Genomic DNA, 14,672 nt, shown 5'->3' with positions numbered 1-14,672 from the left:
CTGTCAGCTCTTTTTCTGTTTACGCAAGATTTTCAAAATATGCCTTCAACGCCTCCAGCTGTTCGCTGGCGTCCTCTATGGCGTTGAATGTGCGCCTAAACTGGTCGTTTGGGGCGTGCTCCTGGAGATACCAGGACACGTGCTTACGTGCTATACGAAATCCCTTGCCTGGACCATAAAAGTCGTGCAATTCCCGTATATGCCCGATCAACAAGTGCTTGACCTCTGCCAGTGGCAGGGGCGGCAGCAACTCCCCTGTGTCCAGATAATGCTGGATTTCCCGAAAGATCCAGGGTCTTCCCTGAGCAGCTCGTCCTATCATCAGGGCATCAGCCCCGGTGTAATCAAGAACCGCTCTGGCTTTGCGCGGGTCAGTAATGTCGCCATTCGCGATAACGGGAATGGAAACACTCTGCTTAACTGTCCGAATGCTGTCGTATTCCGCCTCGCCATTGAACAAACACGCACGCGTGCGTCCATGAACGGTCAGCGCCTGAATACCACAATCTTCAGCCAATTTGGCAATCTCTACACAGTTACGGTGCTCTGGTGCCCAGCCGGTACGAATCTTCAACGTGACCGGTACATCGACAGCGTTTACTACCGCTGTCAGGATCTGCTTGACCAACGCTGGATACTGCAACAGCGCGGAACCCGCCATCTTGCGGTTAACCTTTTTGGCCGGGCATCCCATGTTGATGTCGATGATCTGCGCGCCGCTTTCGGCGTTGATTCTCGCCGCTTCCGCCATTTCATCCGGATCACCGCCAGCTATCTGTACTGCTCGGATACCGGGCTCATCGCTATGCACCATGCGCAAGCGCGATTTGTCCGAACGCCATACCTCCGGATTGGAAGAGAGCATCTCGGAAACCGTCATTCCAGCGCCCATCGCGTAACAGAGTGCCCGGAAAGGGCGATCGCTTACGCCCGCCATCGGGGCGGCAATCAAACGATTGGGAAGCTGAAATTGTCCAATGCGCATAGACAAAGAGTGACCATACTGTGCCTGCAAGGGCGCGTATATTACGCATTTTTTACGCGATAGGAAAGGCCAAACTTTGAGCAATTGAGCGGAACAGATCAAGGAAATGTTGCATTGCTACTGCGCTATTTTTATTTTTCCTTTATTAACAAAAGGTTATTTTTATTTCGCTGATTTTGTGTACATGCCGGAGAAATTAAACATCCGCCTGAATATGCTGTTTCACCGCATAGAAACAGTGATTGATGGCAAGGGGAGTCCGTTTGTCCAACGAAATATCCGTACGAATCACCTGACGCAACGGCGATGTTCCGTCAGGTGAATACCACGGGATTAGAGTGGTTTACGCATACCAGTGATGCGGCACCACTCTTCTTTTTCCGCTACCGGGTCGAGCTGGAATTGCGCTTCATAGGCTTGCGCCACACTCTGTGCCTGTGAGGCCAGAATGCCGGACAGACCGAGATGGCCACCTGCTTTTGGCAACACGCTGATAAGCGGTGCCAGCTCGCGCAGCGGGCCCGCCAGGATATTGGCGACTACCACATCGGCAGATAAGTCTTTGGGTTGATCCTTTGGCAGGTACAGCTCCAGCCGTTCAGACACGCCGTTACGCTGCGCGTTATCACGGCTGGCCTGAATCGCCTGCGGGTCGATATCGATGCCGATAGCGTGCGTGGCACCGAGTTTTAGCGCGGCGATGGCCAGAATGCCGGAGCCGCAACCAAAATCGATGACGGTTTTGCCAGCCAGATCCAGCCCGTCGAGCCATTGCAGGCACAACGACGTCGTGGGATGGGTGCCGGTGCCGAATGCCAGACCGGGGTCCAGCATGACATTGACCGCATTCGGGTCCGGTACGTCACGCCAGCTTGGGCAAATCCACAGGCGCTTGCCGAACTGCATGGGATGAAAGTTTTCCATCCATTCCCGTTCCCAGTCTTTGTCTTCCAGTTGTTCGATTTTGTGCTGGAAACCGGCACCGAGCAGCGGCTCCTGCTCCAGTATAGCGACCACCTCGGCCATGTCGGTTTCGGCGTCGTACAGGCCGATCACATCGGTATCGCCCCACAAACGGGTTTCACCCGGCAGGGGTTCAAACACCGGCGTGTCATGCGTGTCCTGAAACGTGACTGAGACGGCGCCGCTTTCAGACAGCGCGTCGCCTAATTGCTCCGCATGTGCGCCGGAAGTATTAATTTTCAGTTGAATCCACGGCATAGCAGCCTCTGACCTCAAAGTGATGAAGATGCGGCAACCGCTGATGCAGGCTGACGCCCTAAGCGGTTACCCAGAATAAACGCCACCAGGCTTAACAGCAGCGATGGCACAATCGGATGAAAGCCCGCCAGCTGGATATTGAAGCTGGCGAGCAGGGTATAGCTGATAGCCCCACTGAACATCGAACTCAGCGCGCCTGCGGCGTTAGCGCGTTCCCAGTAGAGGCCCAGCACCAGCGGCCACAGGAATACCGCTTCCAGCCCGCCAAACGCCAGCAGGTTCAGCCAGATGATCATTTCCGGCGGTCGCCATGACGCCAGCAGTACCAGCAAGCCGAGCAGCAGGGTGGTCAGGCTGGATAGATGGCGGATATAACGCTCGTTGCTTATCTTCTGAGGATAGACGTTCAGGTAGAGATCTTTCACGATCGTGGCGGAAGCCTGGAGCAAATGCGCGTTAATGTTCGACATAATGGCTGCTGTCGGTGCGGCCAAAAAGATCCCGGCGGCCAGTGGCGGCAGCACGGTGAGCATCAGTTCCGGCAATACCTGATCCGGAATGGTCAGGTTCGGCAGGATAGCTCTCCCCAGCGCACCAGCCAGATGCATCCCCAGCATCAGTACGCTGATAACCACCGTACCGATCAGGATACCGCGGTGTAGCGCTTTGCTATCGCGATAGGAAATGCAGCGCACGGCGGTATTGGGCAGGCCAATCACGCCAAAACACACCAGTATCCAGAACGAGGTCATGAACGGGGCGGACAGGATCTGGTTGCTGCCATGTGGATCGACCAACGCCGGGTTGATCTGCGCCAGTTTGCCGACGGCGGCGGGCAATCCGCCTGCGGCGTAGATCACGCCAGCCAGCAGCAGCAGCGTGCCTATCAGCATCACGATGCCCTGTAACGCGTCATTCAGTACACTGGCGCGAAAGCCGCCGAACGCGGTGTAGAGCAGGATGGTAATGCCGAAAATCAACAGTCCGATGTTATAGGGCACATGCGCCACGGTTTCCAGCAACCGGGCACCGCCGATGAACTGCACCGCCATCGCGCCGATAAACGCCACCAGCAGGCTCAGGCTGGCAAACCAGACCAGTAAGCGGCTGCCGTAGCGGGCGTAGAGCATGTCATTCAGTGTGATGGCGTTATAGCGGCGGGCCAGAATCGCGAATTTCTTACCGAGAATGCTCAGTGACAATAGCATCGTCGGTACCTGAATCATCGACAACAGTACCCAGCCTAGCCCGTATTTATAGGCCGCGCCGGGGCCGCCGATAAACGAGCTGGCGCTGACATACGTGCCTATCAGCGTCATCGCCAGTACGAAGCCGCCCATCGAACGGTTGCCGATAAAGTACTCGGTGAGAAAGTTACCCTGCTGGCGACGCCGCCAGGCATAAACGGACAGACCGAATACCAATAACAGGTAAGCTATCAACGGCAGGATGACATCACTTTGCATCGTGATTCTCCAGTGATATGTCGCGGAAGATGACGCGTACCATCAGCCAGCACAGACCGATGAACAGTAGCGGCAGCAGCAGGCAGGCCAGCTCGAACCAGTGCGGCAGGCCCGTCAGGCCGGGATGGTTGTCGGGTAGATAGGCAAAGAGAACCCAGGCCACCAGATAGGCCAGCGTTAGCACCAGTGACCAGCGAGCTTCGCGGTGAGCCTGAAGAAAGCGTTTATCCATGATTTCCCCTCAAGTCCTGCAGGAATCAGTGTTATAGGTGACACAAAACAGGGGATTTTACGGCATGTTAGCCAATTGCCCAGCGAAAATTGGTGTAGTGGCGTAGAACGCGGTGAGTCGTGGGAAACAAAAACGGGCCGACGCAGGCCGACCCGTTTTATTGGGGCAGATAATTACTGCAGACCGAGTTTCTTCTCCAGATAGTGGATGTTAGTCCCACCATGCTGGAAGTTTTCGTCGGACATGATGCGCATCTGCAATTCCACGTTGGTTTTGATGCCATCGATGATCAACTCAGCCAACGCATTCTTCATACGGGAAATGGCGATGTCGCGGCTTTCACCGTAAGTGATCAGTTTGCCGATCATGGAATCGTAATGCGGTGGTACGGTATAGCCCGCATAAATGTGCGATTCCCAACGTACGCCAAAACCGCCCGGTGCGTGGAAACGGGTGATTTTACCTGGGCTTGGCATGAAGGTGTTCGGGTCTTCAGCGTTGATACGGCATTCCACCGCATGACCACGCACTTTCACTTCTTCCTGCTTGATGGACAGCGGCTGACCGGCAGCAATACGCAACTGCTCTTTGATCAGGTCCACACCGGTGATCATTTCGGTTACCGGGTGCTCTACCTGAATACGGGTGTTCATTTCAATGAAATAGAACTCGCCGTTTTCAAACAGGAACTCGAAGGTACCGGCACCACGGTAGTTGATGTCGACACACGCCTTGGCACAACGTTCACCGATATAGCGACGCAGATCGGAGGTAATACCCGGTGCTGGCGCTTCTTCCACCACTTTCTGGTGACGACGCTGCATGGAACAGTCGCGCTCCGCCAGATAAATGGCGTTGCCCTGACCATCGGCCAGTACCTGGATTTCCACGTGACGCGGGTTTTCCAGGTATTTTTCCATGTAGACCATGTCGTTGTTGAACGCCGCTTTCGCTTCCGCGCGGGTCATCGCGATCGATTGTTCCAGCTCTTTTTCGCTACGCACGACACGCATACCGCGACCGCCGCCGCCGCCAGAGGCTTTGATAATGACCGGATAACCGATGCGCTTACCGATAGCGCGGTTCTTATCCATGTCGTCGCCCAGCGGGCCGTCAGAACCCGGTACACAGGGAACACCGGCTTTTTTCATGGCGCTGATGGCAGACACTTTGTCGCCCATCAGACGGATGGTGTCAGCGCGCGGGCCGATGAAGATAAAACCGGAACGTTCAACCTGCTCAGCGAAGTCAGCGTTTTCAGACAGGAAACCGTAACCCGGGTGGATAGCCACTGCACCGGTGATTTCCGCTGCTGCGATAATAGCCGGAATATTCAGGTAGCTTTTTGTTGACGGAGCCGGACCGATACACACGGTTTCGTCCGCCAGCAATACGTGTTTCAGATCGCGGTCCGCAGTGGAATGCACAGCGACGGTTTTGATGCCCAGCTCTTTACAGGCACGCAAAATGCGCAACGCAATCTCACCACGGTTGGCGATGACAATTTTATCTAGCATGGTAAGCCTCGTTATTCGATGACAACCAATGGCTCGTCAAATTCAACCGGCTGGCCGCTTTCAACCAGAATGGCTTTCACCACACCCGCTTTGTCTGCTTCGATCTGGTTCATCATTTTCATGGCTTCAACGATGCACAGGGTATCGCCGACTTTGACCTGCTGGCCGATTTCCACGAACGGTTTCGCGTCCGGGCTCGGCGTACGGTAGAAGGTACCTACCATCGGTGAACGTACCACATGACCGCTGATGGCGGCGGGTGCAGCGGCTTCAGCAGCAGCGGCTGGCGCGGCTACCGGAGCGGCCGCTGGTGCGAACTGCTGCGGCATCGGTGCGTAGGCCTGTTGCATCATCGGGTAGCTACCCGGTGCCGGAGCACGACTGATGCGTACCGACTCTTCACCTTCGGAGATTTCCAGTTCGGCGATGCCGGATTCTTCAACCAGTTCGATCAGTTTCTTGATTTTACGAATATCCATGAATGTGGTTCCGTACTCTTGTTAATTGGAAATGGTTAATTGGACGTTGACAGGCGTTTTACCGCTGTCTGTAAACCATAATGGTATCCATCTGCCCCCAGACCGCAGATCACCCCGGCTGACACATCAGACAGGTAAGAGTGGTGACGGAAAGGTTCACGTGCGTACACGTTAGTCAGGTGGATCTCGATAAACGGGATGGCGACCGCCAACAGAGCATCCCGTAGCGCCACACTGGTGTGGGTAAATGCTGCCGGGTTAATCAGAATGAAGTCAGTGTTTCCTCTGGCCTGATGGATACGGTCAATCAGCTCATGTTCCGCATTTGACTGCAGGTGGGAAAGCCGCACGTTCAGCGCTGCCGCATCTTGTTCCAGTCGGCTCACGATCTCCGCCAGCGTCGTATGACCGTATTTATCCGGCTCACGGGTTCCCAGCAGATTCAGGTTTGGACCGTTAAGGAGCAAAATGTGAAACTTGTCTGCCATTGTGCTGCTATCTCCCTCGATTGGCTCAGTGGCGCACAACATAACGCGAAGCTATCCGTTTGTCACCCTTTGCGGAGCGAAAATGTCCCTTTCCATCCGCACGGTTTGAACATTATAGCCATATCGTAGCAGTTAGCAGCCAAATACTGGTCTTATCTGCGGAGTTACCCGCGATGCTATTGACAAAATTTTACGAAAATACGTGAAAAATACCGTCTTCTGCGTACAGATAGTGCTGATTAACGACGCCATCGGCGCAACTTCTGGTAGCGAAAAAGCAGCAAGATGACGGCAACGGAAGCGTACATGATCGGTAATGGCGACAGCGATTTTACCGACCAAAGATAATGAACAGGTGCTAAGATCGCGACCAGATAAATGAGATTGTGCAGCTTTTGCCAGCCTGATCCCAGTTTTCGCTGTGCTGACTGGGTGGAGGTCACGGTTAATGCCAGCAGTATCAGCCAACTGGCCATGCCGAGCATCAGATAAGGGCGCAGAAGAATCTCTTTTCCCAACAAGTCGAGATGATTAACCCCTAACTCCAGCAGCGCATAGCTGAGCAGATGCAGGCAGGCCCAGGCGAAACACCACAGCCCCAGCAGACGGCGGCAGCGGATCAGCAGCGGCTGTTTACCGTAGCGTGCCAGCGGCGTCACCATCAGTGTTGCCAGCAGCAGTTTCAGTGCCATCCTGCCGGTAAAATGCTGGATATCTTTTGCCGGATCGGCGCTGAACGCACCCTGATTAACGGCGAATACCAGCCAGAGTAGCGGCAGGAGCGCCGCCAGATGCAGCACGACTTTCAGGGCGATGATGTGTCGGGAGGTCAGACGCATACCGTCATGTTCCTGTATAGGGATGAACGCCCGCAACGCGGCGGGAGTCATAGGTTGAGTCGATCAAAAGTTGGCCCGTAAATCCAGCCCCTGATACAGCGAGGCGACCTGATCGGCATAGCCGTTGAACAATAACGTCGGCTGACGCTGAACGTTCAGTAACCCACCGGCACCGATGACCCGTTCACTGGCTTGCGACCAGCGAGGATGATCGACATTAGGGTTAACGTTGGCGTAAAACCCGTACTCATTAGGTGCCGCCAGATTCCAGGTTGAGGGCGGTTGTTGACGTGTCAGGCTGATATGCACGATGGACTTTATGTTCTTGAAACCGTATTTCCACGGTGTGACCAGCCGTATCGGCGCGCCGTTTTGCGGTGGCAGCGTCTTGCCGTAAACACCAACGGCCAGGAAGGCCAGCGGGTGCATGGCTTCGTCTAAACGCAACCCTTCGACATAGGGGTAATCGAGGCCGCCCCCCATAAAGCTATCTTTTTGGCCGGGCATTTGTGCCGGGTCATACAGGGTTTGAAAAGCGACATAACGGGCATGGCTGGTCGGTTCAGCCAGTTTTATCAATTGAGATAACTCAAACCCGACCCACGGGATCACCATCGACCAGGCTTCGACGCAGCGAAAACGGTAGATGCGTTCTTCCAGCGGGAAACGGCGGCGAATATCGTCGATATCCAGCGTGATGGGTTTGGCGACTTCACCGTCGATCCGCACCGTCCATCCTTCAGTCTTGAGACCACCCGCGTTAGCGGCAGGGTCGGCTTTATCCAGACCGAATTCATAGAAATTGTTATAACCGGTGACTTTGTCTTCCGGCGTTAGCGCCAGATCAGGGTGCCACTGTGGCGGCTGGCTAAATGTCAGCGGCTTACCGGGTGGGGCGGCAGGGGCTCGTTTTCCCTGGAACCAGTTGAGCAGGTCGGCACGTGCGGCGGGCGACAGGCTCAGCGTGGCGGCGGTCAGCCCCAACGCCTTAAGAACGGTGCGGCGCTGATAGAACAACGATTCTGGCGTCACGTCGGCGCCAGTCAGTTTGCGATGTCTGGACATGGTGAACTCCCGCTTTTGATTATTGGTGTCTGGCTGGGGATTCGCGTTAACGCTACGCCCTGCTGGTGAGTGATGGGCGTGGAAGCAGTATGCGGTGAAATAATGTGGCGGGGAATCGTTCTTTTTTAGCGGGCGGTATATTTTACCGGTTTTTACAAAATGGGAATAAAGACGGGCGAGAGATGGCCCGTCCTGAGGGTTTTCAGTGTGCGCTACCGATGCGCACCAGCGTACGGCCGGTTATCCGATTTTCCAATAGCGCAGCAGCGGTGGCGGGAACCTGCTCCAGCGAGATTTCCTGAGTCACCTGCTCGTAGAAGGAGGCTGGCAGCAGTGTCGCCAGACGACGCCAGGCTTCCTGACGGCGTGCGCGTGGCGTCATCACCGAATCGACACCTTGCAGGCGCACGTTGCGCAGAATGAATGGCATCACAGTGGTGGGCAGTGAGACGCCAGCCGCCAGCCCGCAGGCGGCAACGGTGGCACCATAATGCATTTGGGCCAGCAGCGTTGCCAGTACCTGGTCGCCTGCCGTGTCGATAGCACCCGCCCAACGCTGTTTTTCCAGTGGACGACCGGCTGCGGCGAATTCTGCGCGGTCCAGTACCTGATGGGCGCCAAGTTGCTGCAGATAGGCGCTATTGTCCGCCCGGCCGCTGATAGCTGTTACCTGATATCCCAACGCATGCAACAGTGCAATCGCCGTGCTGCCGACGCCGCCGCTGGCACCGCTGACGATCACATCGCCACTCGCTGGGGTGACGCCCCCTTCTTCCAACGCCATTACGCACAGCATCGCGGTAAACCCGGCAGTGCCGATGATCATCGCCTGACGCGGTGTCAGGCCCTGTGGCAATGGCACCAGCCAGTCAGCCTGGACGCGAGCCTGTTCTGCCAGACCACCCCAATGATTTTCACCCACGCCCCAACCGGTCAGTACCACAGACTGCCCGGCCTGAAAATCCGGATGAGCGCTGTGACGCACGGTGCCGGCAAAATCGATGCCCGGCACCATCGGGAACTGGCGAATGATTTTACCTTTGCCAGTAATCGCCAATGCATCCTTATAATTAATGCCGGACCAATCGACGTCGACAGTGACATCGCCATCAGGTAATTGTGATGGTTCAATAGTGCTAACGTTGGCCACTGTCTGGCCATCTTGCTGCCCGAGCACGATTGCGCGCATAAAAACTCTCCTTATCGGGGACAAAAATAGAGGTAAATCATTTAAGGACTATATTTGTAACGGGTAGTATGCGAACTGATAAATCGCAAACAACACACAAAGTCTCTCATGAAAGCACTTTTCAATTCATTGATACGGAGTTAGGCGCAGGGATGGGGTTGACTGCCAGAATATCAATAGTAATGACGCTGCTGACGACACTGGCCGTAGGTCTGGTGTTGGCCAGTAGCATTTTTAGTTTTGTGTGTTATAGCCAGCAACGCATGGATCATCAGCTCAGGGCTGTGGCGGCGAGCATTGATCAGGCTCTGTTGGTTCAGGCTCCCGATAATATCCAGTTCTGGTTGCCTGCGGTGATGAAGGCGGCTGGCATTGTTGAACTGGATCTGCGCGACGGCCATGAACGGCTCTACTGGCTACGGTTGCCAGAAATGATGTCTGACGGTGGGGAGCGAGCCTTGCTGTACCGTCACACCAGCTTATCGCTGTTGCACCACGCGGACGTCAAGGTCAACGTCACCTACGTTGATCCGTTATTTGGCATGCCACGTTATCTTAAATCCACGTTGTCGATTGTGTTGACGATACTGCTGATCGCGATAATCGTCTTTCATGGCGTGCGCTGGCTGCGACGGCAGATGGCCGGGCAGGAGCAGTTAGAGGCCCGCGCCCGGCGGATTTTGGCTGGTGAGCGCGATACCGTGATGCATGGCTCGGTGCATGAGTGGCCAGCGATGGCCAGCGGTGCGCTGGACCAATTGCTGCTGGATTTGGCGGAAGCGCGTGAGGCCCGTAGCCGGGTCGATACCCTGATTCGATCATTCGCGGCGCAGGATTCGCAAACCGGCTTGAATAACCGGTTATTTTTTGAAAATCAGCTCGCGACGCAACTGGACGACACGGAAGATGTCGGCACCCACGGCGTGGTGATGATGATCCGCCTGCCAGACTTTGACACCTTGCAGGAAACACACGGTTATGGCGGGGTGCTGGATGAGTATCGCAATACCCTGATTAACCTGTTGTCTACGTTTGTTTTACGCTACCCCGCCGCGCTGCTGGCGCGCTATTACCACAGCGATTTCACGGTACTGTTGCCGCATTGCAATCTGAAAGAAGCGGATAACATCGCCAGCCAACTGGTGAAAGCCATCGATATCTTGCCGACGACCTCGCTTATCGATCGGGAAGACATTTTGCACATCGGCATCTCCGCCTACCACGGCGGACAAAGCACCGAACAGGTAATGGAAAGTGTGGAGGACGCGACCCGCAACGCGGTATTACAGGGGGGGAATGGATGGTGTGTGTATGACCGACGGGTGCCGGAAAAAGGCCGGGGTAGCGTGAGGTGGCGAACACTGCTGGAACATACCTTGTTGCGTGGCGGGCCGCGTCTGTATCAAAAACCGGCGATCACCCGTGAGGGCGGGGTACACCACCGGGAAATGTTTAGCAGAATTTATGATGGCACCCAGGAACTGCTGGAGGCTGAGTACATGCCGCTGGTGCGTCAGCTTGGCCTGACCTCCGGTTATGACCGGCAGTTGATCAGCCGGGTGATTGCCCTGACCGTCAGCTGGCAGGATTCGGTACTGGCTTTCCCCATTACGGTGGATTCGCTGTTGCAACGGCCGTTCCTACGCTGGCTGCGCGAAACTTTACTCCAGTGTCCGAAAAAGCAACGTACGCGATTATTGTTTGAACTTGCCGAGGCGGATGTGTGTCAATATATCGGCCGTTTGCGCCCGATACTGGCGATGATAACGGGTCTGGGGTGCCGACTGGCGGTGACGCAGGCCGGGCTGACGCTGGTCAGCACCGCCTACATCAAGTCGTTACAGGTGGAGGTGATCAAGCTCCATCCGGGGTTGGTGCGTAGTCTGGATAAGCGGCCAGAGAATCAGCTGTTTGTCAGCAGCCTGACCGAAGCGTGCAAGGGCACAAACGCCCATGTGTTCGCCTCCGGTGTGCGTACGCGTGAGGAGTGGCAGACGTTGCTGGATAAAGGCGTTTGCGGTGGACAGGGTGATCTGTTCGCGTTGTCGGAACCGGTGAGTAACACGCTGAAAAAATATTCACCACGCACGCATGTTTGATGTCAAAATCCGAATAAACTAGCGTAGAATGTCGGCGCCATAGCGTCGCTGACCGGTTTGCTGAACGGGCTGGCACGCACGAAAATGTTAGATTTTATGTCGGTGGTTCGTGCAATTTTCGGGGGCAGCTCGTGAGAACCCCAGTCGCTGCCAGAAGGGTAGCCGTTCTGCAGGCATTCATTATCATGGCAATTTACGTAAACATCATTTTTTCACCGTAGCAGAACCGGTTAGCGCCTTGTCGCTGCTGCGTGTGGTTGGTACAGTAAGCGGATTTCATTTCCGCCCCCAGCTTGCAGGATTATCCTTTAGTTATGTTTAAGAAATTTCGTGGCATGTTTTCCAACGACTTGTCCATCGACCTGGGTACCGCCAATACCCTGATTTATGTAAAAGGACAAGGCATTGTACTGAACGAGCCTTCCGTGGTGGCTATTCGCCAGGATCGTGCCGGTTCTCCTAAAAGCGTGGCCGCCGTTGGTCATGAAGCCAAACAAATGTTGGGCCGTACACCGGGTAATATTGCAGCCATTCGTCCGATGAAAGACGGTGTGATCGCCGATTTCTTCGTTACCGAAAAAATGCTGCAGCATTTCATCAAGCAGGTGCACAGCAACAGCTTTATGCGCCCGAGCCCGCGTGTGCTGGTGTGTGTGCCGGTAGGCGCAACCCAGGTTGAACGTCGTGCTATCCGCGAATCCGCTCAGGGCGCTGGTGCCCGTGAAGTGTTCCTGATCGAGGAACCGATGGCGGCCGCAATTGGTGCAGGTTTGCCGGTATCTGAAGCAACCGGTTCTATGGTGGTGGATATCGGTGGTGGTACGACCGAAGTCGCGGTGATCTCCCTGAACGGCGTGGTGTACTCCTCCTCTGTGCGTATCGGTGGTGACCGTTTCGATGAAGCCATCATCAACTATGTGCGCCGTAACTACGGCTCGTTGATCGGTGAAGCTACTGCTGAACGTATTAAGCATGAAATCGGTTCTGCCTATCCGGGCGACGAAGTGCGCGAAATCGAAGTGCGCGGTCGTAACCTGGCAGAAGGCGTACCACGCGGTTTCAACCTCAACTCCAATGAAATTCTGGAAGCGTTGCAGGAACCGCTGACCGGTATCGTTAGCGCCGTCATGGTGGCACTGGAGCAGTGCCCGCCGGAATTGGCGTCCGATATTTCTGAGCGCGGTATGGTGTTGACCGGCGGTGGCGCGTTGCTGCGCAACCTTGATCGCCTGCTGATGGAAGAAACCGGCATTCCGGTCGTGGTGGCGGAAGACCCGTTGACCTGCGTAGCGCGCGGCGGTGGTAAAGCGTTGGAAATGATCGACATGCATGGCGGCGATTTGTTCAGCGAAGAATAAACCGGCCAGAATAAATAAGGGGGACCTATCGCATGGATGAAAATCTGTTGGATTCATCCCGCGTGGTAGCCCCCTTTTTATTGTCGAGGAATACGCAATTTTATGAAGCCGATTTTTAGCCGGGGCCCCTCCCTGCAACTGCGCCTTTTTCTTACTGTCATTACCGCAATTGTGATTATCTTTGCTGACAGTCGGCTCGGTACGTTTGTCAAAATCAGAACGTACATGGACACTGCCGTCAGCCCCTTCTATTTTCTGGCTAATGGCCCGCGTGCCATGCTGGATAAACTGTCTGCCGATCTGACCTCCCGCGAGCAACTGGAGCGCGAAAACACAGCGCTGCGCCAGGAATTGTTGCTGAAAAACAGCGATCTGTTGTTGATGGGGCAATTCCGTCAGGAAAACGCCCGTTTGCGTGAACTGCTGGGTTCCCCGCTGCGTCAGGAAGAGCAGAAGATGGTCACGCAGGTGCTCTCCTCGGGTACCGACCCTTACAGCGATCAAGTGGTGATCGACAAAGGGAATGTCAACGGCGTGTACGAAGGGCAGCCAGTCATCAGTGATAAAGGTGTGGTGGGGCAGGTTGTCGCCGTAGGGCAATTTACCAGCCGCGTACTGCTGATTTGTGACGCCTCTCATGCGCTGCCGATTCAGGTGCTGCGCAACGATATCCGCGTTATCGCCGCCGGTAATGGCTGCAACGAAGATTTGCAACTGGAACACCTGCCCAACAATACCGACATCCGTGTGGGCGATGTTCTGGTCACCTCCGGTTTGGGAGGACGTTTTCCGGAAGGGTACCCGGTCGCCGTGGTCTCGTCCGTGAAGGTGGATACTCAGCGCGCTTATACGGTGATTCAGGCACACCCGACCGCTGAATTGCAGCGTTTGCGTTATCTGTTGCTGATGTGGGGTGTAGACAGCAATTCCCGTGCTGCGTTGCCGCCAGATGAGGTGCATCAGGTGGCGAATGAGCGTCTGATGCAGATGATGCCGCACGTACTGCCATCGCCGGAAGAAATGGGGCCGCCTGCGCCAGCGTCAGCCAATACGCCAGCGCCTGATTTTGTCGGCCCGCCCGCACCGCCTGCGAAAGCCGCTCCAGCGAAAGCGTCACCGACGAGATCCTCATCCGTGAAAGCGAATGGTAATACGCCATCTAAACCGACGAATCAGGCGACGCCGCCACAGGGAACGACGCCTGCGCCCGCTACGTCGGGAGGAAACCGATGAGTAGCTATCATCGTCAAGGTTACTGGATTATCTGGCTCTCTTTTCTGGTCGCGATGGTCTTGCAGATCATGCCCTGGCCGGACGATCTTTACATGTACCGTCCTTCCTGGCTGACGCTGGTGTTGATTTACTGGGTGATGGCGTTGCCGCACCGGGTTAACGTCGGAACCGGGTTTGTTCTGGGCATGGTAACCGACCTGATTCTCGGTTCTACGCTGGGGGTTCGGGCGTTGGGACTTAGCATCGTCGCCTATCTGGTGGCGTTCAAATTCCAGTTGTTCCGTAACATGGCGTTATGGCAGCAGGCGTTGATCGTTATGCTGCTGTCGCTGGTGCTGGATTTAGTGGTGTTTTGGGCTGAGTTCCTGGTGATCAATGTCTCTTTACGACCGGAAATTTTCTGGAATAGTGTGGTCGACGGGGTGTTGTGGCCGTGGCTGTTCCTGCTGATGCGCAAGATTCGTCGCCAGTTTGCTATTCAATAACCAGAAAATAATAAGA

At 55.3% G+C, this 14,672-nt stretch carries 14 protein-coding genes; 4 read left to right on the top strand and 10 right to left on the bottom strand.

The annotated features are described in order from the left end of the window. Positions 1–19 precede the first annotated feature (19 nt). From dusB to LF929_RS19195, 10 genes are all read right to left on the bottom strand, one after another. On the bottom strand, positions 20–985 hold the full coding sequence (gene dusB / locus LF929_RS19240; protein WP_016943130.1) for a tRNA dihydrouridine synthase DusB: 966 nt from the start codon (positions 983–985) through the stop codon (positions 20–22). A gap of 333 nt (positions 986–1,318) precedes the next feature. Beyond that, positions 1,319–2,206: a 50S ribosomal protein L11 methyltransferase gene (gene prmA / locus LF929_RS19235; RefSeq protein ID WP_038906776.1), complete on the bottom strand. Its 888-nt coding sequence runs from the start codon at positions 2,204–2,206 to the stop codon at positions 1,319–1,321. 14 nt (positions 2,207–2,220) lie between these two features. Beyond that, on the bottom strand, positions 2,221–3,672 hold the full coding sequence (panF, locus tag LF929_RS19230) for a sodium/pantothenate symporter (RefSeq protein ID WP_038903058.1): 1,452 nt from the start codon (positions 3,670–3,672) through the stop codon (positions 2,221–2,223). Then, the gene (locus LF929_RS19225) at positions 3,662–3,904 is read right to left on the bottom strand and encodes a YhdT family protein (RefSeq protein WP_016943127.1); all 243 of its coding nucleotides are present in this window, start codon (positions 3,902–3,904) and stop codon (positions 3,662–3,664) included. Before LF929_RS19225 ends, panF begins: the two co-directional genes overlap by 11 nt. A 173-nt stretch (positions 3,905–4,077) precedes the next feature. Beyond that, complete coding sequence (gene accC / locus LF929_RS19220) at positions 4,078–5,421, bottom strand: acetyl-CoA carboxylase biotin carboxylase subunit (RefSeq protein WP_012883007.1); 1,344 nt, start codon at positions 5,419–5,421, stop codon at positions 4,078–4,080. 11 nt (positions 5,422–5,432) lie between these two features. Further along, positions 5,433–5,900 (bottom strand): acetyl-CoA carboxylase biotin carboxyl carrier protein, encoded by a 468-nt coding sequence (gene accB / locus LF929_RS19215; RefSeq protein WP_038906777.1) that lies wholly within the window; start codon positions 5,898–5,900, stop codon positions 5,433–5,435. Between the two features lie 35 nt (positions 5,901–5,935). Further along, complete coding sequence (gene aroQ, locus LF929_RS19210; protein WP_012883009.1) at positions 5,936–6,388, bottom strand: type II 3-dehydroquinate dehydratase; 453 nt, start codon at positions 6,386–6,388, stop codon at positions 5,936–5,938. 239 nt (positions 6,389–6,627) lie between these two features. After that, on the bottom strand, positions 6,628–7,227 hold the full coding sequence (gene msrQ, locus LF929_RS19205) for a protein-methionine-sulfoxide reductase heme-binding subunit MsrQ (protein ID WP_038906779.1): 600 nt from the start codon (positions 7,225–7,227) through the stop codon (positions 6,628–6,630). Between the two features lie 63 nt (positions 7,228–7,290). Then, positions 7,291–8,292: a protein-methionine-sulfoxide reductase catalytic subunit MsrP gene (msrP, locus tag LF929_RS19200; protein WP_012883011.1), complete on the bottom strand. Its 1,002-nt coding sequence runs from the start codon at positions 8,290–8,292 to the stop codon at positions 7,291–7,293. Between the two features lie 202 nt (positions 8,293–8,494). Beyond that, positions 8,495–9,481 carry an MDR family oxidoreductase gene (locus LF929_RS19195; RefSeq protein WP_226093061.1) on the bottom strand — a complete coding sequence of 329 codons (987 nt, stop codon included), beginning with the start codon at positions 9,479–9,481 and terminating at the stop codon, positions 8,495–8,497. Between the two features lie 152 nt (positions 9,482–9,633). On the opposite strand from LF929_RS19195, the gene csrD reads away from it, so the two are divergent. The 4 genes from csrD (at position 9,634) to mreD (ending at position 14,656) form a co-directional block, all read left to right on the top strand. After that, complete coding sequence (gene csrD, locus LF929_RS19190; protein WP_038906781.1) at positions 9,634–11,580, top strand: RNase E specificity factor CsrD; 1,947 nt, start codon at positions 9,634–9,636, stop codon at positions 11,578–11,580. A 314-nt stretch (positions 11,581–11,894) separates the two neighbouring features. Next, entirely contained in the window at positions 11,895–12,938 is a 1,044-nt protein-coding gene (mreB, locus tag LF929_RS19185) for a rod shape-determining protein MreB (protein WP_012883014.1), read from the top strand. Between the two features lie 102 nt (positions 12,939–13,040). Beyond that, entirely contained in the window at positions 13,041–14,171 is a 1,131-nt protein-coding gene (mreC, locus tag LF929_RS19180) for a rod shape-determining protein MreC (RefSeq protein ID WP_210174484.1), read from the top strand. Further along, positions 14,168–14,656, top strand: a complete 489-nt coding sequence (gene mreD, locus LF929_RS19175; RefSeq protein WP_016943119.1) for a rod shape-determining protein MreD — start codon at positions 14,168–14,170, stop codon at positions 14,654–14,656. Before mreC ends, mreD begins: the two co-directional genes overlap by 4 nt. Positions 14,657–14,672: the final 16 nt, after the last annotated feature.

The organism is Dickeya oryzae (assembly GCF_020406815.2).
GTDB lineage: Bacteria > Pseudomonadota > Gammaproteobacteria > Enterobacterales > Enterobacteriaceae > Dickeya > Dickeya oryzae.
Note: the sequence above shows the minus strand (reverse complement) of the source record. Positions and strands in the feature narration are given on the sequence as shown.

Bases quoted from the DNA above. Each gene is read 5' to 3' on its own strand.
- dusB (WP_016943130.1), bottom strand. From the start codon at position 985: ATGCGCATTGGACAATTTCAGCTTCCCAATCGTTTGATTGCCGCCCCG.
- prmA (WP_038906776.1), bottom strand. From the start codon at position 2,206: ATGCCGTGGATTCAACTGAAAATTAATACTTCCGGCGCACATGCGGAG.
- panF (WP_038903058.1), bottom strand. From the start codon at position 3,672: ATGCAAAGTGATGTCATCCTGCCGTTGATAGCTTACCTGTTATTGGTA.
- LF929_RS19225 (WP_016943127.1), bottom strand. From the start codon at position 3,904: ATGGATAAACGCTTTCTTCAGGCTCACCGCGAAGCTCGCTGGTCACTG.
- accC (WP_012883007.1), bottom strand. From the start codon at position 5,421: ATGCTAGATAAAATTGTCATCGCCAACCGTGGTGAGATTGCGTTGCGC.
- accB (WP_038906777.1), bottom strand. From the start codon at position 5,900: ATGGATATTCGTAAAATCAAGAAACTGATCGAACTGGTTGAAGAATCC.
- aroQ (WP_012883009.1), bottom strand. From the start codon at position 6,388: ATGGCAGACAAGTTTCACATTTTGCTCCTTAACGGTCCAAACCTGAAT.
- msrQ (WP_038906779.1), bottom strand. From the start codon at position 7,227: ATGCGTCTGACCTCCCGACACATCATCGCCCTGAAAGTCGTGCTGCAT.
- msrP (WP_012883011.1), bottom strand. From the start codon at position 8,292: ATGTCCAGACATCGCAAACTGACTGGCGCCGACGTGACGCCAGAATCG.
- LF929_RS19195 (WP_226093061.1), bottom strand. From the start codon at position 9,481: ATGCGCGCAATCGTGCTCGGGCAGCAAGATGGCCAGACAGTGGCCAAC.
- csrD (WP_038906781.1), top strand. From the start codon at position 9,634: ATGGGGTTGACTGCCAGAATATCAATAGTAATGACGCTGCTGACGACA.
- mreB (WP_012883014.1), top strand. From the start codon at position 11,895: ATGTTTAAGAAATTTCGTGGCATGTTTTCCAACGACTTGTCCATCGAC.
- mreC (WP_210174484.1), top strand. From the start codon at position 13,041: ATGAAGCCGATTTTTAGCCGGGGCCCCTCCCTGCAACTGCGCCTTTTT.
- mreD (WP_016943119.1), top strand. From the start codon at position 14,168: ATGAGTAGCTATCATCGTCAAGGTTACTGGATTATCTGGCTCTCTTTT.